Source organism: Jannaschia seohaensis (genome assembly GCF_900116765.1).
GTDB lineage: Bacteria > Pseudomonadota > Alphaproteobacteria > Rhodobacterales > Rhodobacteraceae > Jannaschia > Jannaschia seohaensis.
Genome location: NZ_UETC01000006.1, coordinates 82,551 through 102,627 on the forward strand (window position 1 = coordinate 82,551; position 20,077 = coordinate 102,627).

A 20,077-nucleotide genomic window follows, 5' to 3' on the forward strand; every position below is an offset into this window, starting at 1 on the left:
GAGACCGCCAAATGAAGAAGGGCCCCGCGCGGGGGCCCTTCGGTTAGTCGATGGCGCGAGGCTTAGTTCTGCCAGGACTGGATCAGCTCGTCATAGGAGACGGTCATCGGCTCCTCGTCCTCGTTCTCCAGCTTGGCCTTGGGCGAGCCCGGCTGCGACAGCCAGTATTCCGGGTCTTGCTCCTCGTTCATGACGGGCCCCAGATCGCCCTGGACGCCGGCGCGCTCCAGACGCTCCAGCACCTGCTCCTGCTGCTCGCAGAGCGCGTCGAGCGCCTCTTGTGGAGTCTTATCGCCCGACATCGCGTCGCCGATATTCTGCCACCAGAGCTGCGCCAGGCGCGGGTAGTCCGGCACGTTGGTGCCGGTGGGCGACCACTGCACGCGGGCCGGAGAGCGATAGAACTCGACCAGGCCGCCGAGACGCGGAGCGCGCTCGGTGAAGTGGTCGGAGTTGATCGTCGACTCGCGGATGAAGGTCAGGCCCACATCGGACTTCTTCAGGTCCACCGTCTTGGAGGTGACGAACTGCGCATAGAGCCAGGCGGCCTTGGCGCGGTCGACCGGGGTCGACTCCATCAGCGTCCAGGAACCGGCGTCCTGATAGCCGATCTTGGTGCCCTCGGTCCAATAGACCCCGTGCGGCGACGGCGCCATCCGCCAGAGCGGCATGCCATCCTCGTCGAGCACGGCATCGGCCCCATCGCCCACCATATCGGCGGTGAAGGCGGTGTACCAGAACATCTGCTGCGCGATGTTGCCCTGGGCCGGGATCGGACCCGCCTCGCCGAAGGTCATGCCCGCGGCGGTGGGCGGCGAATACTTCTCGAGCCACTCAATGGCCTTGGTCACGGCATAGACGGCGGCGGGGCCGTTGGTCGCGCCGCCACGGGCAACGCAGGAGCCGACCGGCTGCGAGTTCTCGTTGACCCGGATGCCCCATTCGTCGACGGGCAGGCCGTTGGGCTCGCCCACGTCTCCCATGCCAGCCATGGACATCCACGCATCGGTGTAGCGCCAGCCGAGCGAGGGGTCCTTCTTGCCGTAATCCATGTTGCCATAGATGTCGCCCTCGATGCCCATATGGCTGAGGTCGCGGCCGGTAAAGAACTCGGCGATGTCCTCATAGGCGGACCAGTTCACCGGCACGCCCAGCTCGTAGCCGTACTGCTCGCGGAAGTCGGACATGTTCTTCTCGTCGGTGAACATGTCGTAGCGGAACCAGTAAAGGTTCGCGAATTGCTGGTCGGGCAGCTGGTAGAGCTTGCCGTCCGGGCCGGTGGTGAAGTCGAGGCCGATGAAGTCGTCGAGATCCAGCGTCGGGCTGGTCACGTCCGCCCCCTCGCCCGCCATCCAGTCGGTCAGGTTGCGCGCCTGCTGATAGCGCCAGTGGGTGCCGATCAGGTCCGAGTCGTTGACATAGGCGTCGTAGATGTTCTCGCCCGACTGCATCTGCGTCTGGAGACGCTCGACCACGTCGCCCTCGCCGATCAGGTCATGGGTGACTTGGATGCCAGTGATGGCCGAGAATGCCGGGGCGAGCACCTGGGATTCGTACTCGTGGGTCGTGATCGTTTCGGAGACGACGCTGATCTCCATGCCGGCGAACGGCTGGGCCGCGTCGACGAACCACTGCATCTCGGCTTCCTGCTCCTCGCGGGTGAGGACCGAGAGGCCCGCGATCTCGTTGTCGAGAAACGCGCGCGCCGCCTCCATGTCGGCGAAGGCCGGGCCGGTCAGGCCCAGAGCCACCGCCGTGGTGGTCATCAATAGTCTATTCATGTCTTTCCTCCCTGAAAGATCGTTCGGTTATGGGGTTATACCCAGCGGAACACCGCCGCGGCATAGATCGCGCAGAGAAGCAGGGCCCAGTATTGGGGCAAGCCCGACAGGCCCAGCCATGCGAGATTGATGAAGGCGGAGCCCAGCAGCGTAATGAACAGCCGGTCGCCGCGCGTCGTCTCGATCCGGAGGATGCCCAGCCGCGGGGCCTCCGGGAACTTGATCGCGAGAAAGGTGAAGGTCAGCAGCGTCGCCGCGATGATCGCGAAGAAGGCCGCCGTGGGCCAGGTCCAGGCCATCCAGTCAAGCATGTCGCGCCTCCTTTACGTATCGATCTCGGGCCGGGCGGTGAAAGGCCCGGTCGGCGTAAGATCGGTGTTGCGAGTATTCACCGAGGCGCCCGAATTCCGGGGCTGAGGGGCGAGGATGGGGCGCAATGCGTCCATCACACCCGCCCCAGGGCGAAGCCCTTGGCGATGTAGTTGCGCACGAACCAGATCACGAGCGCGCCCGGCACGATGGTCAGCACCCCGGCCGCGGCCAGTACGCCCCAGTCGACACCCGAGGCACCCACGGTGCGGGTCATGGTGGCGGCGATGGGCTTGGCCTCGACCGCCGTCAGCGTGCGGGAGAGCAGCAGTTCCACCCAGGAGAACATGAAGGCGAAGAAGGCCGCCACGCCGATGCCGGACGCGATCAGCGGCATGAAGATCTTCACGAAGAACTTCGGGAAGGAATAGCCGTCGATATAGGCCGTCTCGTCGATCTCCTTCGGGACGCCGCGCATGAAGCCCTCCAGAATCCACACCGCCAGCGGCACGTTGAAGAGACAATGCGCCAGCGCCACCGCGATATGCGTGTCGAAGAGCTGAACCGAGGAGTAAAGTTGAAAGAAGGGCAGCGCGAAGACCGCGGGTGGCGCCATCCGGTTGGTCAGCAGCCAGAAGAACAGGTGCTTGTCGCCCATGAAGTGGTAGCGCGAGAAGGCATAGGCCGCCGGCAAGGCCACCGTCAGCGTGATCGCCACGTTCATGCAGACATAGATGAGCGAGTTGATATAGCCCGAATACCAGGACGGGTCCGTCAGGATCGTCGCGTAGTTCGCGAAGGTCAGGTCGCGCGGCCAGAGCGTGAAGCTGCCCAGGATCTCCGCGTTGGTCTTCAGCGACATGTTGAGCAGCCAATAGAGCGGCAGCATCAGGAACAGCAGGTAGAGCCCCATCACCACCGCCGCGCCCTTGATCGGCGGCTTGCGGCGCGCCGCGATCGGCGCTTCGGTCGCGCGGCCCGGAATGCTGGCCGAGCCGGGCGCGGAAGTCGTCGTATCGGTCATACCCCGTCCCTTTTGTCCATGTTGGTCATCACGGTGTAGAACACCCAGGAAATCAGCAGGATCACCAGGAAGTACATGATCGAGAACGCCGCCGCCGGTCCCAGGTCGAACTGCCCCAGCGCCATCTTGACGAGGTCGATCGACAAGAAGGTGGTGGAGTTGCCGGGCCCGCCGCCGGTGACGACGAACGGCTCGGTGTAGATCATGAAGCTGTCCATGAAGCGCAGCAGGATCGCGATCATCAGCACGCCTGCCATCTTGGGCAGCTCGATATAGCGGAACACGGCCCAGCGGCTCGCCTGGTCGATCTTGGCGGCCTGGTAATAGGCGTCCGGGATCGACTGGAGCCCGGCATAGGCCAGCAACGCGACCAGCGACGTCCAGTGCCAGACATCCATCACGATCACCGTGATCCAGGCGGCGTAGAAGTTCTGCGTGTAGTTGTACTCGATCCCGATGGCGTCGAGCGTGTAGCCGAGCAGGCCGATATCGACGCGGCCGAAGATCTGCCAGATCGTGCCGACCACGTTCCACGGGATCAGCAGCGGCAGCGACATCAGCACAAGGCAGAACGACGCCCAGAAGCCGGATTTCGGCATGTTCAGCGCCACGATGATGCCCAGCGGGATCTGAATCGCCAGAATGATGGCCGAGAAGGCGAGCTGCCGCCAGAGCGCGTTCCACATCCGCTCCGATTCAAGCATCTCCTTGAACCATTCGAGGCCGGCCCAGAAGAACTGGTTGTTCCCGAAGCTGTCCTGGACCGAGTAATTCACCACCGTCATCAGCGGGATGACCGCCGAGAAGGAGACCAGGGCGAGGACCGGCAGGACCAGGAACCACGCCTTTTGGTTGACCGTCTTGTTCATGCCGCGGCTCCTTCCGGCGTGGCTGCCTCGGGCGCGACGCGCCAACCGTCCGAATAGACGTTCACGCCCTCCGGCGCGAAGGCGATGCGGGTCGCGTCGGCGGGAACGGGAACGCCCTCGGAGAGGATGACATTGACCTCGGTTCCACCGACATCGGCGCGCACAATCTTGTGTCGGCCCACATCCTCGACGCGCTTCACGGTCGCGGGCAGACCCTCGGCGCCGAGGCGCGTGAACTCGGGCCGCACGCCGACTTCGACGCGGCCCTTGGGCTGGCCGAAGCTGCGGCCCAGCCCAATCTCCTGGCCGCCGATCACGGCGCGGTCGCCGCGCACTTCGGCCGCCAGCACGTTCATGCCCGGCGAGCCGATGAAATAGCCGACGAAGGTATGCTCCGGCCGCTCGAACAGTTCCTGCGGGGTGCCCATCTGGACGACGCGTCCATCATACATGACCACGACCTTGTCGGCGAAGGTCAACGCTTCGGTCTGGTCGTGGGTCACATAGATCATCGTGTGCCCGAACTGCTGGTGCAGCGACTTGAGCTGGGTGCGAAGCTCCCATTTCATATGGGGATCGATCACCGTCAGCGGCTCGTCGAAGAGAAGCGCGTTCACGTCCTCCCGCACCATCCCGCGGCCCAGCGAAATCTTCTGCTTGGCGTCGGCGGTCAGCCCCCGCGCCTTGCGGTCGAGCACCGCTTCCATGCCGATCATCGCGCCGATCTCCTGGACGCGCTTGGCGATATAGGCCGCGTCGGCGCCGCGGTTGCGCAACGGAAAGGCGAGGTTATCGCGCACCGTCATCGTGTCGTAGACGACCGGGAACTGGAACACCTGCGCGATGTTGCGCTGCGCCGTGGGCGCGTGGGTCACGTCCACCCCGTCAAACAGGATGCGCCCCTGCGACGGCTCCAGCAGCCCCGAGATGATGTTGAGCAGCGTGGACTTGCCGCAGCCAGACGCGCCGAGCAGGGCATAGGCCTCCCCATCGACCCAGTCATGGTCGAGCTGCTTGAGCGCGTAATCCTCGGGACCCGAAGGGTTGGGCGAATAGGAATGCGCGAGATTGTCGAGCGTGATCTTGGCCATTCACGCGGCCTCCGCGTAAGGGGCGGGGGCGACGAGCACCCCGTTTGCGTCGAAGAGATAGACATGGGCCGGATCGAGAAATGCGCTGATCCGCGTCCCCGGAGTCAACTCCCGCACGCCATGGACCAGCCCGACCCAACGATGGCCCTTGTGGTCCAGGTGCACGAAGGTCTCCGATCCGGTGATCTCTGTCACGGCGAGGTCGCAGCCGAACTCTAGCGCCGCCTCGGTATGGCGCGCGAGGTCGATATGGTTCGGACGGAAGCCGGCCCGATATGCCCCGTCCGCAGCCCCTGCCGGGGCGGGCGCGCTCTGACCGTCGCCATAATCGACGGTGCCGCCGCGCACCGTCACATCGACAAAGTTCATCGGCGGATCGCTGAAGACCCGCGCCGTCGTCGCGTCCACCGGCTTGCGATAGACGCTGGGGGTCGGACCGAACTGCGTCACCCGCCCTTCCCAAAGCGTGGCGACATTGCCGCCCAGCAGCAGCGCCTCCTCCGGCTCGGTGGTCGCGTAGACGAAGATCGAGCCCGATTCCTTGAAGATGTTGGGGATCTCGGCGCGCAACTCCTCCCGCAGCTTGTAGTCGAGATTGGCCAGCGGCTCATCGAGCAGGACGAGGCCCGCATTCTTGACCAGCGCCCGCGCGAGGGCGCAGCGCTGCTGCTGCCCGCCCGAAAGCTCCAGGGGTTTGCGGTCCAGCATCGGCGACAGCCGCATCAGATCGGCGGCCTGCCGCACGGCCCGGTCGATCTCGTCGCGGGACTTCCCCAGCAGGCGCATCGGCGAGGCGATGTTGTCGTAAACGGTCATCGAGGGGTAGTTGATGAATTGCTGGTAGACCATGGCCACGCCACGATCCTGCACCCGCATGCCGGTGACATCCTGGCCCTGCCAGACGATCCGCCCGGTATTGGGCACGTCGAGCCCCGCCATCAGCCGCATCAGCGACGTCTTGCCCGAGAGCGTCGGCCCGAGCAGGACGTTCATCGTCCCCGCCTCCAGCGTCAGATCGGTTGGGTAGACATGGACCTGTCCATCCACCATCTTCGACACACCGTCGAGCACGAGCGTCATGCGAAATCTCCCCTAAGGACCGCGCACGAACGCACGCCGCCATTCCTCTCGGCGGGATCGTGACCGCGAGAGCACCAGCTGTCAATCGAACTTTCGTTTTTATTCCTTTTTTTGTCGCAGCAGGATCACCTCCGGCGCCCGCCGGCAAGAACATGCCGGATAACCAACTGTTATAAATTGACTTTATGGAACGTTTCCTCGAGGCTTGATGCGATGTTCGCTGAAATGCTAGTCTTTTCGCGATTATCGGAGATGCTCCTTTGGCCACAAATTTTCGCAAAGCGGAGATCCTCGAACAGGCCCGCCGCGACGGCAAAGTGGTGGTCGAGCACCTCGCGCGCCGCTTCGACGTGACCGTCCAGACGATCCGCCGCGACCTGTCGGAACTGTCGGATGCGGGCAAGTTGGAACGGGTTCATGGCGGCGCCGTGATTCCCTCTGGTGTGGTCAACTTGGTCTACGAGGAGCGGCGGCGCCTCAACGAGGAGGGCAAGCAGGTGATCGCAAAAGCCTGCGCCGCCGATATTCCCGACGGGTCATCGCTCTTCATGAATATCGGGACGACCACCGAGGCCGTCGCACACGCCTTGCGCGACCACGAGAACCTGCTGGTGGTCACGAACAACCTCAACATCGCCAACATCCTTTCGGGCAATGTCGGCTGCGAGATCGTCGTCGCGGGCGGCATGCTCCGGCGGGCTGACGGCGGGCTGATCGGAGGCTTTGCCGCCGACACGGTGCGGCAGTTCAAGTTCGACTACGCCGTGATCGGCTGCTCCGCTCTGGACCGCGACGGGGATCTGCTCGACTTCGACGCGCAGGAGATCGTCGTGACCCAGGCGGCCCTGGCGCGGGCGCGCAGGGTCTTTGCGGTGGTCGACCACTCCAAGCTCGACCGCAAGGCGCCCATCGCGATCTGCGGTCTCGCGGACTTGGACGTGCTCTATACCGATGGGCCGCTGCCATCGGCCTTACAAGGGATCGCGAAAAACCGCGGGACGCGGGTCGTCGAGACCGGCCCGGCCTGAGGCCACCGCCTGCGGCGAGACGCGCAGACGGCGCGGATGCCTTAATTCAGCATCCCGATCTCCGCATAGAACCGGACCGCACCTGGATGCAGGTCGATGCCGACGCCGTCGAGCGCGGTCTCAAGGACGACCTGCGCCCCTTTTCGGTGGCCGCCATCCAGAAGGCGGCGCGTCGTATCGTTCCAAAGCGCCGCCGTGACCGCGTAGATCAGCGCCTCGGGCTGGTCACGCCGCGTGACCCATTGGGCGGTGACGCCCACGGTCACGACATCCTCCGATTGGCCCGCATAGATGCCGCCGGGAATCACGTCCGGGGCAAAGAATTCGTACTCCGTCAGGATCCGGTCGGCCACCGCCCCGGAGATCGGCACGATCCGGATAGGCACGGCGTCGGCCAGCTCCGAGATCACCCGCGCCGGGTAGCCGCCCGCGAAAAAGAACGCATCGAGTTCGCCCGCCCGCAAGGCCCGCGCGGCATCCTCGACGCGGAGATAGGCCGCGTCGATCATACTCTCGCGCAGACCGGCGGCGCGCAGCACGAAGCGGGCCTCGACCAGGGTGCCCGATCCCGGCTCGTCGAGAGAGACCCGCTTGCCCGCGAGGTCCGCGACGCCCTCGATCCCCGACCCGGCGGCGACGACCAGGTGGATCGACTCGGGGTAGAGATTTGCGATGGCGACGAGATCCTCGACCGGGTTCCGTCCCACCCAGATGCCGGTTCCGGTGGCGGCCCAGGTGGCAATGTCAGCCTGGACGAAGCCGCTGTCGAAGGTGCCGGCGGCGATGGCCTCGACATTCGCGACCGAGCCCCGCGTTGAGATCGCCGTCGCCGTCAGGCCGGGCACGCCGCAGGCCCCGCCCTCCGCGCAGGGCCGCGAGCCGGGCGGCGCCGAGATGGCCGACGCCACCAGTGAGCCGATGGGAAAATAGGTGCCCGCCGTGCCCCCCGTGGCGATGGTGAAGCCGCGCGGCGCCTGCGCGAGGGCGGGCCACGCGGATACCAGGAATAGAATGAAGAAAAAACGCATCCGGCCCGCCCCTTGATAAATCGAGGGGGAAGAGACCACGGCGCGGGGGTCCCGTCCAGCATCGACCGGGCAGGCGACGCGCGCCCCATCCGACCGACCGGCCGGGCGCCCTCAGATCATGCGAATGACCTTCGGGTCGAGCGCCAGGACATAGCCCTGCCGCGTGATGTTGCGGATCAGCAGATGGGTCACGATCTGGTTGCCCAGGCTGTCGCGCAGCCGCTTGATCCGCGTCGCCCCCGCCGCCTCGTCGCAATCCGCTTCGGGCTTGCCCGAGATCATGCTCTCGATCTGCGCGCCGGTCAGCATGTCGCCATCGAGCCGCGCCTCGGCCAGCACGGCCAAGGTCTCCATCGCTGCATCGGTCAGTTTCAGCTCGATATCGTTCAGCATCACCGCGTTCTCGGCCCGCGCCAGAACCAGCGACGTCACCTGAATGCCCGAGCGCTCGATCTCGCCCATGCGGCGGTTCAGCGTCACGATGGCGACCAGCAGGACGACACAGGCGATCAGAAGCGCCGAGGCGAAAACCAGCAGCACGAAGATCACCGTGCGGTAGCTGGCCAGCACTTCGCCGAACGCCGTCCCCGATTGGGCCAGCACCTCCAACAGACCGATCTCGGCCGGGCTGGTGAGGTCGGTCTCGATGAAGACCCGCTCGACCCGCGCGTTGAAGGCGTTGCCATCGGGCAGCGTCGCGAACAGGAACACCGCCGCCCCGGCCAGGATGACGACGATGGCGGCGATGCCGATCAGAAGGATGCGGGCCGAGGCCGCGCGCGTCTCAGTAACGGAGGAAGTAGGCGCCTGCACTGGCTCTCCTTTGGTCGAGGCCCTCGGGTCCGAAGACGGACACGACGTCGAGTAGCTGCCAGCCGTCGCGCAGTCGAGACGCGATCACGGAGGCGGCGGCTTCGCGCGAACAGGCGCCGTCGGGCACCTCCATCACGCCGTAATGCAGACGCAGGGGGTTGTCTTGCTTGGCCTTGTAATCGGCATAGCAGGCGGCCTGCGCCGCCCCGGCGGCGAGGCTGGCGAGAACCAAGAGGGGGATGAGGCGTGACATGGGGCCAGCCTGGGGGCTCGGCGCGGCGCAGGCAATATCCTCCGGGCCGTTATCGCATGACGGGGCGGCGTTATTGTCGTGCCGCCAGGGCGGCGCCCAGCCTGGACCCAGTCTGCCGGACCCGAAAGGAAAGCCCATGTTCCGCTCCGCCGCCGCCCTGCTCCTCTCCGCCGCGCTCGCCCTTCCTCCGGGCCCGGCCCAAGCCCAGCTCGATGGCTCCCAGGCCGCCCAGATCCTCGGCGGGCTGCTCGCGCTCTACGGCCTCAAGGAGGCGCTGGAAGATCGCGACGACAACCGCAAGGAGCGCGCCGCGCCAGCGCAGCGCCAGGAAGCTCACCGCCAGCACGGTCCTCGCCCCGACCGGCCCCGCCAGCTTCAACCCTATGCCGGGCATGGACGCTCTTGGGACCGGCATGCCGACCGCTGGCCCCATCGCGACGCCCGCGTGGCGCCCCGCCGCTGCGAACGTCCGTTCCAGGGCCGCCACGGCTGGCAGATCGGCTATGGCGCGCGCTGCATGTGGCGCAGCGTCGACCGGCCCCGCCTCCTGCCCGATGTCTGCCTGCGGGAGGTGCGGACCCCTCGCGGCTGGCGGCAGGTCTATCCCCGCGCCTGCCTGCGGCGCGCAGGCTGGACCGTCACGGCCGGGCGCTGACCCGCCCATGCCCTTCGGCGGCCGCTCCGGGTCTCGACGCCCGGCGCCCGCCGCGCCACACTCAGTCAGGAGATGCGCCCCATGAAGATCCTTCCGCTATTCGCCGCGCTGGCGCTCGCGCTCACGCCCCTCCCTGCCCGGGCCGACCTGGACCGCGACGACGCGGTCAAGATCCTGGGCGGGCTGGCGGCGCTCTATCTGCTCAACGAGGCGATGCGCCGCAATGAGCGCCGGAACGGACGCGAAGAGCAATCCGCGCGCCCCGCCCGCACGGCACAGCCCGGCCAACCGGGAGAGACCTATAGCCATGTCCATGCCGATGGCAGTGGCGGCGGCTGGCACGACCATGTCGTCGGCATCCCCCACAGCCAGCAGCGCCACGGCGTGCCGGAGGTCACGCGCGCGCCGCTGCCGCCCCCCGCACCCCTGCCCGAGGTCGCGCGCGGGCCGCTGCCCGAGGCCCCCCTGCCGGCCCCGCCGACCCGCCGCCCGGTCGAGGTGAAGCTGCTGCCCGAACAGTGCCGCGCCGACGTCTCCAACGCGGTCGAGATCATCGAGGGCTACGATGCGCAATGCCTGCAGAACGCCGTCGTCCTCCCTGGCTCGCTGCCGCCCGCCTGCCTCATCCGCCATCCCGACCGCACGCTCTACGAGGCGCGCTGCCTCAGGGCCGAGGGGTGGACGACCCGGCTCGCCCGCAATTGACGCGGGCGGCCCGGCGCGGGCAGAGGGGGGCGATGGCCGATCTCTTCGCCCTCCCCGACCTCGCCTATGAAGCGCGCGCCAAGGCGCGCGGGGCGCGCGCCGTCGCCGGGCTCGACGAAGTCGGGCGCGGGCCCTGGGCCGGCCCCGTCACCGCCTGCGCCTTCATCCTGACCGGGGACACGCCCGAAGGCCTGACCGACAGCAAGAAGCTGCCCCCCCGCCGCCGCGCCGCGATGCTGCCCGCTCTGCGCGATGCGGGCCTGATCGCCATCGGCGAGGCCAGCGTCGAGGAGATCGACCGCCTCAATATCCGCCAGGCGACCCATCTCGCCATGCGCCGCGCCGTCGAGGGGCTGGCCATCGAGCCGGACCACCTCCTGATCGACGGAACCGACCGCCCCGCCTGGGTCGACCGTCCCCACGATCTGATCAAACGCGGCGATGCACGCTCATTGTCGATCTCGGCTGCCTCGGTCATGGCGAAAACATGGCGAGATGAAGGCATGACGGCGCTGGCGCAACAGTTCCCGGGCTACGGCTGGGAGACCAATATGGGCTACGGCACCAGCGCCCATCTGGATGGGCTAAAATGTCACGGTGTGACACCACATCATCGGCGCTCCTTCGCACCCATACGCAAGATATTGTGTCCCTGACTGCTGCCTCAATTCCGCCACAAGCAGCCAGTGGCGGGCCCGCGCGCCACCCGCCATCCTGCCCTCACAACAACGACGCACCCGGCAAACCGGGGCGATGACGAGGCAGAGACATGGCGAAAGACCACTCGGGGGCGCACGCGCTTCCGCTCGATACGATATTGTCCGGAGACTGCGCTGCGGCGATGGACGCGCTCCCCGAAAACTCCGTCGACCTGATTTTCGCCGATCCCCCTTACAACCTGCAACTGAAAGGCGAGCTGCACCGTCCCAACAACTCCCTCGTGGATGCGGTCGACGACCATTGGGACCAGTTCGACAGCTTCGCCGCCTATGACACTTTCACCCGCGACTGGCTGCGCGCCGCGCGCCGGGTGCTCAAGCCCGATGGCGCGATCTGGGTGATCGGCAGCTATCACAACGTCTTCCGCGTGGGCGCCGCGATCCAGGACGCGGGCTTCTGGATGCTGGGCGACGTGATCTGGCGCAAGACCAACCCGATGCCGAACTTCCGGGGCAAGCGCTTCACCAACGCCCACGAGACCCTGATCTGGGCGTCGAAATCGGAGAAGTCGAAATACACCTTCAACTACGAGGCGATGAAGGCGCTGAACGAGGGGGTGCAGATGCGCTCCGACTGGACGCTGCCGATCTGCACCGGCCATGAGCGGCTCAAGAACGGGCGGGGCGAAAAGGCCCATCCGACACAGAAGCCCGAGAGCCTGCTGCATCGCGTCCTGCTGGCCGCGACCAATCCGGGCGACATCGTCCTGGACCCGTTCTTCGGCACCGGCACGACCGGCGCCGTGGCCAAGATGCTGGGCCGCCGCTGGATCGGGATCGAGCGCGAGGCCGAGTATCGCGACCTCGCCGCCGCCCGCATCGCCGACGTGCGACCCTATGAGAAAACGGCGCTCGAGGTCACGGCCTCCAAGCGCGCCGAGCCCCGCGTTCCGTTCGGCCAACTGGTGGAACGCGGGATGATTCGCCCGGGCGAGGAGCTCCTCTCCGGCAACGGACGTCACCGGGCGAAGGTGCGCGCCGATGGCACACTGTCCGGCGACGGGGTGAAGGGCTCGATCCACCAGGTCGGCGCGGCCTATGAGGGCGCGCCCTCCTGCAACGGCTGGACCTACTGGCACTTCAAGCGCGAGGGGCGCCGCGTCCCGATCGACGCGCTGCGCCAGCAGATCCGCGACGAGATGGCGGGAAAGCGCCTGAGCTAGACCCACCCCACAGGTACCGCCTGCGCCCGCTGTCCAATGTCCGGCGGGTGCACCTTGACCCCCGTGGCCGCGCGCCATGGGGGTTCTTTTTTGCGCTCATGACCACTGGGCCGGACAGGAGGCATTCCAGGTCGGAGCGGCCCTGACCAACCGGAACGGGCGCGGAGCGGAGGATCGTGCTAGGGAGGCGCACGACCGCACCGAGAGGGGGCCAAGCGATGGGTGGAGAGCCATTCTACAAGGCGCACTGGATCGATATCGGACCGGACAGGATGGCCGCGTATCGGGACGGGTTCGCATGGGACGACGCCGCCGCGCACCTCTATGATCCCGCGGGGATCGCAGCCGGTCATAGAGTGGTCGATTTCGGGTGCGGTCCGGGGAAGGTCGCCGCGGTGCTGGCACAGCTTGTCGGTCCTGACGGCCACGTCGAGGCAATCGACATAAATGCCGCGTTCCTCGACCTCACCCGCGAGACTGCCATGGCACATGGGGTCGCGGATCGCGTAACGACCCATCTCAACGATGGCTCCAGGCTGCCGCTCGCGGACAGGTCCGTGGACCGGGTCACCGCGCGCAACGCCATCATGTATGTCGATGATCCCGTAGCGACGCTGAGCGAGGCGCACCGGGTTCTAAAGCCCGGCGGCCTGGCCCACGCCATCGACGGAGACTGGTACATGATGGTGGCCGAGCCGCTCGACCACGACGACTGGCGCGCAGTCGTCAAAGCGGCGTCACATGCCTGCCGGCACGCGGACATGGGGCGCAAACTTCACCAGGCCTTTGCCATGGCGGGCTTTCAGGACATCAAAGTGAAGATCTCGGCGACGGCGGACCTGACCGGACGGCTCATGGGAATGATCCGCAACATGGCCAGCTATGCTCAGCAGAGCGATCGGATCGATCGGGAGCGGGCGGACGAGGTCGTGAGCCAAATGGACCGCGCCCTATCCGAGGGAACCTATCTGGTCGTCTCGCCGCAATTTGTCGTCACGGGGCGCGCGACCGGTTGAATCGGCGAAAGGAAGAGGCCCGAGCGGCCGATTGAGCATGCCCCGTCCTTGGATCGGCGGCACGAAGACCCGAGCCCGCGAGGCTGGGACCCAGGTTCATAGCCCCCAAAACGCAAAAAAAGGGCGCCCCCGATCCGGAGGCGCCCCTTTCTTGCGCGGCGGAACCGCGTCGTTCGATCAGTCGTTCGCGGCGACGGCGGCGGCGATCAGCACCAGCGCGAGCAGCGGAACGATGATGCCACCGGCCGAGGACGAGGTGTCCTCGACGATCACGACGGGCTCAACCGGGGCCGGCTCGACATTGCCCGCGAAGGCAGAGGTGGCGGCCAGCGAAAGCGCGGCGGCGAGAGCGATTTTCTTCATAGTCGATTTATCCTTCAAGATACGCCATCGGTGAGGCGACAGCTGCCACACCATATGGCACCCAAGACTGTACCTCGTGCGACCCGTTAAACAGCGTTGGAAGCGCATTGCAACGGGCCACCGTGGGCCTGCCCCGGCACTCTGCCATGGCTCGTCAAATTAGCAACACCTGTGTGCCGATTGTCGCCATAGAAAAGACCTCTGCGATATCCTCGTTGTAAAGTCCGATACAACCCGAAGAGGAGCGCCGCCCGATTTTGCGCGGATCATGGGTGCCGTGGATGCGGTAATGCGCCCAGCTGAGATAGAGAGCATGCGTTCCCAAGGGGTTCCCGGGCCCCGGCGGCACCACGCGGGGCCAGTCCGGATTGCGGCGCAGCATGTTGGCGGTCGGCCGCCAAGTGGGCCCCACGACCTTGCGGACCACGCGCGTGCGACCCCTCCGGGTCAACTCCTCCGAGACCGGGATCGAGGACGGGTAGAGGTAATGGGTCCCGTCTTGCTGCCACATATGGAGCGTGCGGCTTTCGATATCGACGAGGATCGCACCCTTATCCAGCGACCTGAAATGATCGCGCCAGCGGCGGCCGCGGAAACTGGCTATGTTCCGCAAGACTTTATGGCTCAGCGGGTCACGCTCGATGACGGTGTCGGGCAGGCTCTGGGCCAGGGCGGGCGTCGTCAGGGCGGTTGCACCGAGGCCGATCAGGAATGCGCGGCGGCCATTGGACGGCGAATGGAGCATGGGGATTCCTCCGAAAAGCGCATCCCGATCCTAAGACGTCAATCTAGCTGAGCCAACGGGGATGGGCCGATATGTGACTCCCGGTTGCGGTGCTCCGCCGGGCGGAGCCCCGCGGTTTGCACCGCCCCCCGCTCCGCGCTAACCCAATGAGGACACCCAGATCGTATGGACACGATGCCATGACTCGCCGCCTCGCCCTGATATTGCTTGCCGGAACCGCCCTGGCGGCCTGCGCGCCGCCACCGCCGACACTGGGGCCCGACGGTCGACCGCTGCCCAAGCTCTATCGTATCTCCGGCGCCGATGCCCGCCGCATCCCGTTCCGCGCGCTCGACGCGGTGAACGCGCTGCGCCAGGGGGCCGGTGTGCCTCCGTTGACCTTGGACGACAGGCTGACGGCGGCGGCCGAGACCCATTCGCGGGATATGTCGCTTCAGAACCGGCCCTGGCATTTCGGCTCCGACGGATCCTCGCCGATCGATCGGGTGCGCGCGGTCGGATTCGATGGTGTGTTTCTGGGCGAGGCGATCTCCGAGACCTTCGAGTCCGAACTCGAAACCATCGCCGCCTGGATGCAGGAGCCCGGCCCCCGCGCCGTGATCCTCGACCCCCAGGCACGTCGCATGGGCTTCGCCTTCTTCCAGGAGGAGAACGGCAAGATCTGGTGGACGCTCACTGTCGGGACCTGAGCGCCCCTGCCCTAGAGCTTTAGCTTGTAGCCGACATGGCTCGGCTCGAAACCGAGGCGGTCGTAGAAGCGATGGGCGTCGGGCCGGGACTTGTCGGTGGTAAGTTGGATCAGCGCGCAGCCGCGCGCCCGGCACTCATCGATTACCCAGGCGAACATCGCCTCGCCGAGCTTCTCGCCGCGACGGTCGCGCGCGATCCGGACCGCCTCGATCTGACCCCGCTTCGCCCCGTTGCGGGACAGGCCCGGGATGAAGGTGAGTTGCAGGGTGCCGACGATCTCCCCCCCGTCCTCGACCACGCAGAGGAACTGGTTCGGGTCGGCATCGATCTCGGCGAAAGCGGTCCGATAGGGCGCGTCCACGCCCGATGAGGCGCTTTCCCGCGACGCCCCGAGCACGTCATCGGCCAATAACGCGACGATCGCGCTCAGGTCGGCTTCGGTGGCGCGGCGGTAGCGCAACTCAGCCATGGGATTCCCCCTTCCTAGGCTTCGGGGCCAGCCGCCGGACATGGCGGCCCCGCCACGAAACCGATCACGTGGGCCTATGCGATGACGGCCGAGTCGGCCCTCAGGCGAAGATGTCCACCGGCGTCCCGTTGCGCACCATCGCATAGACCAGCCGCATTTCCTCATTGGTCACGGCGACACAGCCCGCGGTCCAATCCTTGGACCGGCCCCGCGGCCGGTCTCCCCAGCCATGGATGAAGATGTCGCCGCCCGGCTTCTTGCCCAAAGTAGCCGCGAAGGCGCGATCCTCGGCGTTCGGGTAGTCGATGCCGACGGACAGGAAATAGGCCGAGTTCGGGTTCCGCCGGTCGATATGATAGCGACCCTCGGGCGTCTTGCCGTCGCCCTCGAATTGCTTGGGGCCTTCGGCGGTAAAGCCCAGTTGGACGCGATAGCGCTGCACGATCTTGTCGTGGTGCAGCAGATACATCCGGCGGTTGGCCTTCTGCACCTCGACCCGGGTCACCTCCGGGCCGTGATATTCGATGAACTTCCCACCGCAACCGGCGAGGGAAAAGAGCCCGCCCGCCAGGACGGTGCGCCGTGAAATCGAGACCATTGAACCTGTATGCCCGTTTTTTATTGTTGGCTGTCCTAGCGTCAATCTAACCCGAATCAGGTCCCCGCCAAAGTCCCCGGAGTCATCTCGCCCCGCTCCTGTCGCAGAAGCGCCGCAAGGCCGCTGCGGTAGTCCGGATGGATCAGGCGCACGCCCAGCTCTTCCTTGATGCGATCGTTCCGGACCTTCTTCGATTCCGCATAGAAGCTGCGCGCCATGGGCGTCATCTCCGCGGTCTCGAAATCCTCCGCTTCGGGGACCGGCACGCCCAGCAGGCGCGCGGCCTCTTCGATCACGTCCTCGGGGGGTGCCGGGTCGTCGTCGCACAGGTTGTAGATCGCGCCCGCCCGAGGCCGGTCGATCGAAGCCAGCAGCGCCTGGGCGATGTCGTCGACATGGATCCGGCTGAAGACCTGCCCCGGCTTCACGATCCGCCGGGCCGTGCCCGCGCGCACCTTGGAGAACGGCCCCCGCCCGGGTCCGTAGATCCCCGCGAGGCGGAAGATATGCAGCGCCGCGCCGGTCTCCGCGGCCAGGGCCTGCCAGGCCGCCTCGGCCTCGACCCGCGCCTTGCCGCGCGCGGTGGAGGGCGTCAGCGGCGTCTCCTCGTCCACCCAGTCGCCGCCGTGATCGCCATAGACGCCGGTGGTCGACAGGTAGCCGACCCATTCGCCCCGCCGCAGCATCTCGCGCAGGCGCGGGCCGTAGCGGCGCAGCACCGGGTCGCCTTCCGCATCCGGCGCGGCCGAGACCAGCACATGGGTCGCGCGGCCCAACGCCGCCTCCATCGGCGCGCCGAACAGCATCGGCTCCACCCCTTGCGCGCGCAGAGCCTCGGCCTTCTCCTCCGAGCGCGTCGTGCCGATCACCTCCCAGCCGCGGTCGATCAGTACCGGCGCCAGCGCCCGCGCCGAAAAGCCGTGTCCGAAACTCAGGAGGACCGCCATAGCCGCTCCACCGCCCAGCGCGCCGCGTCCGCGACCGCTGCGTCCTCGTCCTCACAAAGTGCCTGCACCACCGGTTTCAGCTCCTCCCGCCCGGAATTGCCGATAGCGTAACACACGTTCCGGACCATCCGATCCCGTCCGATCCGCTTGATCGGAGAGCCCGCGAAACGTGACCGAAACGCCGCATCGTCCAGCCCGGCCAGTTCCGCCAGGTCCGGCGCCCGATGCGGCCCGTGATAGCGCAAATCGCTGGCGGCGACGGCGAACTTGTTCCACGGGCAGACGGCCAGGCAGTCGTCGCAGCCATAGATGCGATTGCCGAGCCCCACACGCAGGTCCGGGTCCACTGGCCCGCGATGCTCGATCGTCAGATACGAGATGCAACGCCGCGCATCGAGCTGGAACGGCGCCGGAAAGGCGTCGGTCGGACAGACATCGAGACAACGGGTGCAGGAGCCGCAATGCTCCCCTTCCGGCGCGTCGGGCTCCAATTCGAGCGTGGTGAAGATCGCCCCAAGGAACACCCAGTTGCCGAAGTCGCGCGACAGCAGATTGGTGTGCTTCCCCTGCCAGCCCAGTCCCGCCGCCTGGGCGAGCGGCTTTTCCATCACCGGGGCGGTGTCGACGAAGACCTTGATCTCCGGATCCTCCGCTGCGGCCTCCGCCATCAGCCACCGTCCGACCCGCTTCAGCGCTTTCTTGACCACGTCGTGGTAGTCCCGCCCCTGGGCATAGACGCTCACGGCGCCCCGCCCCGGATCTCGCAGATCGTCCAGCGGATCGTGCTCCGGCGCATAGCTATGGGCCAGCATCACCACCGAGCGCGCCTCGGGCCAGAGTGCCGCCGCGCTCCCGCGCCACGCGACCCGCTCGCCCATCCAGGTCATCTGTCCGTGCCGCCCCGCGGCGAGAAACCTGTCCAGCCGCCCCGCCGCCTCGGGCACCGCATCCGGCCGGCAGACCCCCATCGCGACAAAGCCCGCCGCCCTCGCCTCGGCCTGCAGCCGCGCCTTCACTCCGCTCAAGGTAAATGCCGCATTAAGGTTAACGCGCCTCCCCCTCCATCACGGGTTCAGAAATACTCAAATACCGCCGCAAGCCGCGGGCGCCCCGGTCAGAAGTCGAGATCCGCGTAATGCGCCGTCGGCCGGAACCCCGGCACCACATCCGCCAGGATCGATCGGAAGGCGGGGCGCGACTTGATCTTAGCATACCAGTCCCGAACGCCCTCGTTCCGCGACCAGTCCACATCGCCCGAATAATCCAGGCAGGACAGATGCGCGGCAGCCGCGAAATCCGCCAGCGTCAGGTCCGGTCCGGCCAGCCAGCGTCGCTGGTCCAGCAGCCACCCCATGTAGTCGAGGTGGAACTTGATCGCCTTCACTCCGGCCTTGATCGCGGCCCCGTCCGGATAGCCCTGGCGAGAAACCTTCTTGTGAATGCGCTCATAGACCAGGTTCCGCGTCACCTCCTGGTGGAACTTGTCGTCGAACCAGCCCACGAGGCGCCGCATCTCTGCCCGGGCCGCCGGGTCCGAGGGGATCAGCGGCGGCGTCGGCACCGTGTCCTCCAGATAGCCGCAGATCGCGTCGCTTTCGGCCAGGGTCAGCCCGTCGATGCGCAGGATCGGAACCTTCCCGGCGGCGTTGCGGCGCAGGAATTCCGAAGACCGCTCCCAATAGGGGACCTCGATCAGCTCGACCTCCAGCTTCTTCTCGGCCAGCGCAAGCCGGACCTTCCGGCAGAAGGGAGACAGGGGAAAGTGCCACAACTGGATCATGTGTCGGGGATGCCCCGACGGCGCGGGCAGATCAACTCTCGAAACAAGCGGCCCGGCCATCGGCGGCGATGGTGGCCGCGCCGTCGCGCACAAGCGCGGCCTTGCGTTGCAGCGCGGGGGTGAGCGCGGTCGGGTCGCGGCGCTTCGGGTTGGGCAGAACCGAGGCCAGCGCGGCGGCCTGCGCAGGCGTCAGAGCATCAGCCGAGACGCCGAAATAATGTCGGGCCGCCGCCTCCACGCCGAACACGCCCTCCCCGAACTCGGCCACGTTGAGATAAACCTCGATGATCCGCCGCTTGGGCCAGAACGCCTCCATCACCGGGGTGAGCATCGCCTCCAGCGCCTTGCGCGGCCAGCTGCGCCCCTGCCAGAGGAAGGCGTTCTTGACGACCTGCTGGCTGATCGTCGAGGCGCCACGGCCCGCCCCTTCTTCGATGGCGTCCTTGATGGCGTCGACGTCGAAGCCCCAATGCAGGCAGAAATTGGCATCCTCCGCCGCCACCGCAGCGCGCGCCATGACCGGCGCGATCTGGTCCAGGTCACGCCATTCCCGCGCGACCCCGCCCAAACGATCCGCCTCGGACCAGATATAAGGTGTGCCTGGCGGATCGATCACGCGATAGGCGGCGACCCAGAGCAGGATCAGCGCGACAGCGGCCAGCAGCACGCGCACCGCCAGACGCCGCAGCGCCCGGATCCCGTCCGCCAAACGGTCGAACAAGCTGCGCCGTGGCTCCTTGGCCTTGGCTTTCGCCTTTTTCTTCGTCTTCGCCATCACCTCGCGACGGACCAGCGAAGCCCCGTCAGGTCAACCCTTCTTCTGGTCCGAAATACTCCGGGGGGCCCGCAGGGCGGGGGCAGAGCCCCCTCCGACCAGAGACCCAAACACCCCGGCCGCCCCGAGGCGCGGGGCGCGACGGCGCGCGCCGGACCGGGGCTCGATGCCCCGGT

24 protein-coding genes are annotated in these 20,077 nt (G+C 66.9%); 7 read left to right on the plus strand and 17 right to left on the minus strand.

Annotated features, from left to right (window positions below; genetic code table 11):
* Nucleotides 1-62 precede the first annotated feature (62 nt).
* The 6 genes from DTQ71_RS13905 to DTQ71_RS13930 all read right to left on the minus strand — a co-directional run bounded on the left by DTQ71_RS13905 (nucleotide 63) and on the right by DTQ71_RS13930 (nucleotide 6,154).
* Complete coding sequence (locus DTQ71_RS13905) at nucleotides 63-1,781, minus strand: ABC transporter substrate-binding protein (RefSeq protein WP_109564908.1); 1,719 nt, start codon at nucleotides 1,779-1,781, stop codon at nucleotides 63-65.
* 35 nt (nucleotides 1,782-1,816) lie between these two features.
* Nucleotides 1,817-2,092, minus strand: coding sequence for a DUF2160 domain-containing protein (locus DTQ71_RS13910; protein WP_109564909.1), 276 nt, complete (start codon nucleotides 2,090-2,092; stop codon nucleotides 1,817-1,819).
* 134 nt (nucleotides 2,093-2,226) lie between these two features.
* Entirely contained in the window at nucleotides 2,227-3,114 is an 888-nt protein-coding gene (locus tag DTQ71_RS13915; protein WP_172500059.1) for a carbohydrate ABC transporter permease, read from the minus strand.
* The gene (locus DTQ71_RS13920; RefSeq protein WP_109564910.1) at nucleotides 3,111-3,983 is read right to left on the minus strand and encodes a carbohydrate ABC transporter permease; all 873 of its coding nucleotides are present in this window, start codon (nucleotides 3,981-3,983) and stop codon (nucleotides 3,111-3,113) included. The genes DTQ71_RS13915 and DTQ71_RS13920 overlap by 4 nt, the downstream gene beginning before the upstream one ends.
* Entirely contained in the window at nucleotides 3,980-5,074 is a 1,095-nt protein-coding gene (locus DTQ71_RS13925) for an ABC transporter ATP-binding protein (protein WP_109564911.1), read from the minus strand. Before DTQ71_RS13925 ends, DTQ71_RS13920 begins: the two co-directional genes overlap by 4 nt.
* Nucleotides 5,075-6,154 (minus strand): ABC transporter ATP-binding protein, encoded by a 1,080-nt coding sequence (locus DTQ71_RS13930; RefSeq protein WP_109564912.1) that lies wholly within the window; start codon nucleotides 6,152-6,154, stop codon nucleotides 5,075-5,077.
* A gap of 260 nt (nucleotides 6,155-6,414) precedes the next feature.
* Here DTQ71_RS13930 and DTQ71_RS13935 point away from each other — a divergent pair, with 260 nt between their 5' ends.
* Complete coding sequence (locus tag DTQ71_RS13935) at nucleotides 6,415-7,182, plus strand: DeoR/GlpR family DNA-binding transcription regulator (protein WP_109564913.1); 768 nt, start codon at nucleotides 6,415-6,417, stop codon at nucleotides 7,180-7,182.
* A 41-nt stretch (nucleotides 7,183-7,223) separates the two neighbouring features.
* On the opposite strand, the gene DTQ71_RS13940 is transcribed toward DTQ71_RS13935, so the two are convergent.
* The 3 genes from DTQ71_RS13940 to DTQ71_RS13950 form a co-directional block, all read right to left on the minus strand.
* Entirely contained in the window at nucleotides 7,224-8,210 is a 987-nt protein-coding gene (locus DTQ71_RS13940; RefSeq protein WP_109564914.1) for a TAXI family TRAP transporter solute-binding subunit, read from the minus strand.
* Between the two features lie 111 nt (nucleotides 8,211-8,321).
* Entirely contained in the window at nucleotides 8,322-9,023 is a 702-nt protein-coding gene (locus DTQ71_RS13945) for a winged helix-turn-helix domain-containing protein (RefSeq protein ID WP_109564915.1), read from the minus strand.
* Nucleotides 8,995-9,276, minus strand: a complete 282-nt coding sequence (locus DTQ71_RS13950) for a hypothetical protein (protein WP_109564916.1) — start codon at nucleotides 9,274-9,276, stop codon at nucleotides 8,995-8,997. Before DTQ71_RS13950 ends, DTQ71_RS13945 begins: the two co-directional genes overlap by 29 nt.
* 136 nt (nucleotides 9,277-9,412) lie before the next feature.
* On the opposite strand from DTQ71_RS13950, the gene DTQ71_RS13955 reads away from it, so the two are divergent.
* The 5 genes from DTQ71_RS13955 (at nucleotide 9,413) to DTQ71_RS13975 (ending at nucleotide 13,534) form a co-directional block, all read left to right on the plus strand.
* Nucleotides 9,413-9,931: a hypothetical protein gene (locus DTQ71_RS13955; protein ID WP_109564917.1), complete on the plus strand. Its 519-nt coding sequence runs from the start codon at nucleotides 9,413-9,415 to the stop codon at nucleotides 9,929-9,931.
* An 81-nt stretch (nucleotides 9,932-10,012) separates the two neighbouring features.
* The gene (locus tag DTQ71_RS13960) at nucleotides 10,013-10,636 is read left to right on the plus strand and encodes a hypothetical protein (protein WP_109564918.1); all 624 of its coding nucleotides are present in this window, start codon (nucleotides 10,013-10,015) and stop codon (nucleotides 10,634-10,636) included.
* A gap of 32 nt (nucleotides 10,637-10,668) precedes the next feature.
* Complete coding sequence (locus DTQ71_RS13965) at nucleotides 10,669-11,292, plus strand: ribonuclease HII (RefSeq protein WP_109564919.1); 624 nt, start codon at nucleotides 10,669-10,671, stop codon at nucleotides 11,290-11,292.
* A 113-nt stretch (nucleotides 11,293-11,405) separates the two neighbouring features.
* A complete protein-coding gene (locus DTQ71_RS13970; protein WP_109564920.1) occupies nucleotides 11,406-12,518 on the plus strand; it encodes a site-specific DNA-methyltransferase in 1,113 nt (370 codons plus the stop codon).
* A gap of 218 nt (nucleotides 12,519-12,736) precedes the next feature.
* Complete coding sequence (locus DTQ71_RS13975) at nucleotides 12,737-13,534, plus strand: methyltransferase domain-containing protein (protein WP_109564921.1); 798 nt, start codon at nucleotides 12,737-12,739, stop codon at nucleotides 13,532-13,534.
* A gap of 177 nt (nucleotides 13,535-13,711) precedes the next feature.
* Here the strand turns inward: DTQ71_RS13975 and DTQ71_RS13980 are convergent, their stop codons facing one another.
* Nucleotides 13,712-13,897, minus strand: a complete 186-nt coding sequence (locus DTQ71_RS13980) for a hypothetical protein (protein ID WP_109564922.1) — start codon at nucleotides 13,895-13,897, stop codon at nucleotides 13,712-13,714.
* 154 nt (nucleotides 13,898-14,051) lie between these two features.
* Nucleotides 14,052-14,642 carry a L,D-transpeptidase gene (locus DTQ71_RS13985; protein WP_109564923.1) on the minus strand — a complete coding sequence of 197 codons (591 nt, stop codon included), beginning with the start codon at nucleotides 14,640-14,642 and terminating at the stop codon, nucleotides 14,052-14,054.
* A 179-nt stretch (nucleotides 14,643-14,821) separates the two neighbouring features.
* Here DTQ71_RS13985 and dalA point away from each other — a divergent pair, with 179 nt between their 5' ends.
* On the plus strand, nucleotides 14,822-15,331 hold the full coding sequence (gene dalA / locus DTQ71_RS13990) for a divisome-associated lipoprotein DalA (protein WP_109564924.1): 510 nt from the start codon (nucleotides 14,822-14,824) through the stop codon (nucleotides 15,329-15,331).
* A gap of 11 nt (nucleotides 15,332-15,342) precedes the next feature.
* Here dalA and DTQ71_RS13995 read toward each other — a convergent pair whose 3' ends face one another.
* The 6 genes from DTQ71_RS13995 to mtgA form a co-directional block, all read right to left on the minus strand.
* Nucleotides 15,343-15,801 carry a GNAT family N-acetyltransferase gene (locus DTQ71_RS13995; protein WP_109564925.1) on the minus strand — a complete coding sequence of 153 codons (459 nt, stop codon included), beginning with the start codon at nucleotides 15,799-15,801 and terminating at the stop codon, nucleotides 15,343-15,345.
* Nucleotides 15,802-15,901: 100 nt separating this feature from the next.
* Nucleotides 15,902-16,399, minus strand: a complete 498-nt coding sequence (locus DTQ71_RS14000; RefSeq protein WP_109564926.1) for a L,D-transpeptidase family protein — start codon at nucleotides 16,397-16,399, stop codon at nucleotides 15,902-15,904.
* 56 nt (nucleotides 16,400-16,455) lie between these two features.
* Nucleotides 16,456-17,346: an SDR family oxidoreductase gene (locus tag DTQ71_RS14005; protein WP_109564927.1), complete on the minus strand. Its 891-nt coding sequence runs from the start codon at nucleotides 17,344-17,346 to the stop codon at nucleotides 16,456-16,458.
* The gene (gene queG, locus DTQ71_RS14010) at nucleotides 17,331-18,314 is read right to left on the minus strand and encodes a tRNA epoxyqueuosine(34) reductase QueG (RefSeq protein ID WP_245947546.1); all 984 of its coding nucleotides are present in this window, start codon (nucleotides 18,312-18,314) and stop codon (nucleotides 17,331-17,333) included. Before queG ends, DTQ71_RS14005 begins: the two co-directional genes overlap by 16 nt.
* Before the next feature lie 146 nt (nucleotides 18,315-18,460).
* Complete coding sequence (gene fzlA / locus DTQ71_RS14015; RefSeq protein ID WP_109564929.1) at nucleotides 18,461-19,126, minus strand: FtsZ-binding protein FzlA; 666 nt, start codon at nucleotides 19,124-19,126, stop codon at nucleotides 18,461-18,463.
* A gap of 31 nt (nucleotides 19,127-19,157) precedes the next feature.
* Nucleotides 19,158-19,901: a monofunctional biosynthetic peptidoglycan transglycosylase gene (mtgA, locus tag DTQ71_RS14020; protein WP_109564930.1), complete on the minus strand. Its 744-nt coding sequence runs from the start codon at nucleotides 19,899-19,901 to the stop codon at nucleotides 19,158-19,160.
* Between the last annotated feature and the right edge of the window lie 176 nt (nucleotides 19,902-20,077).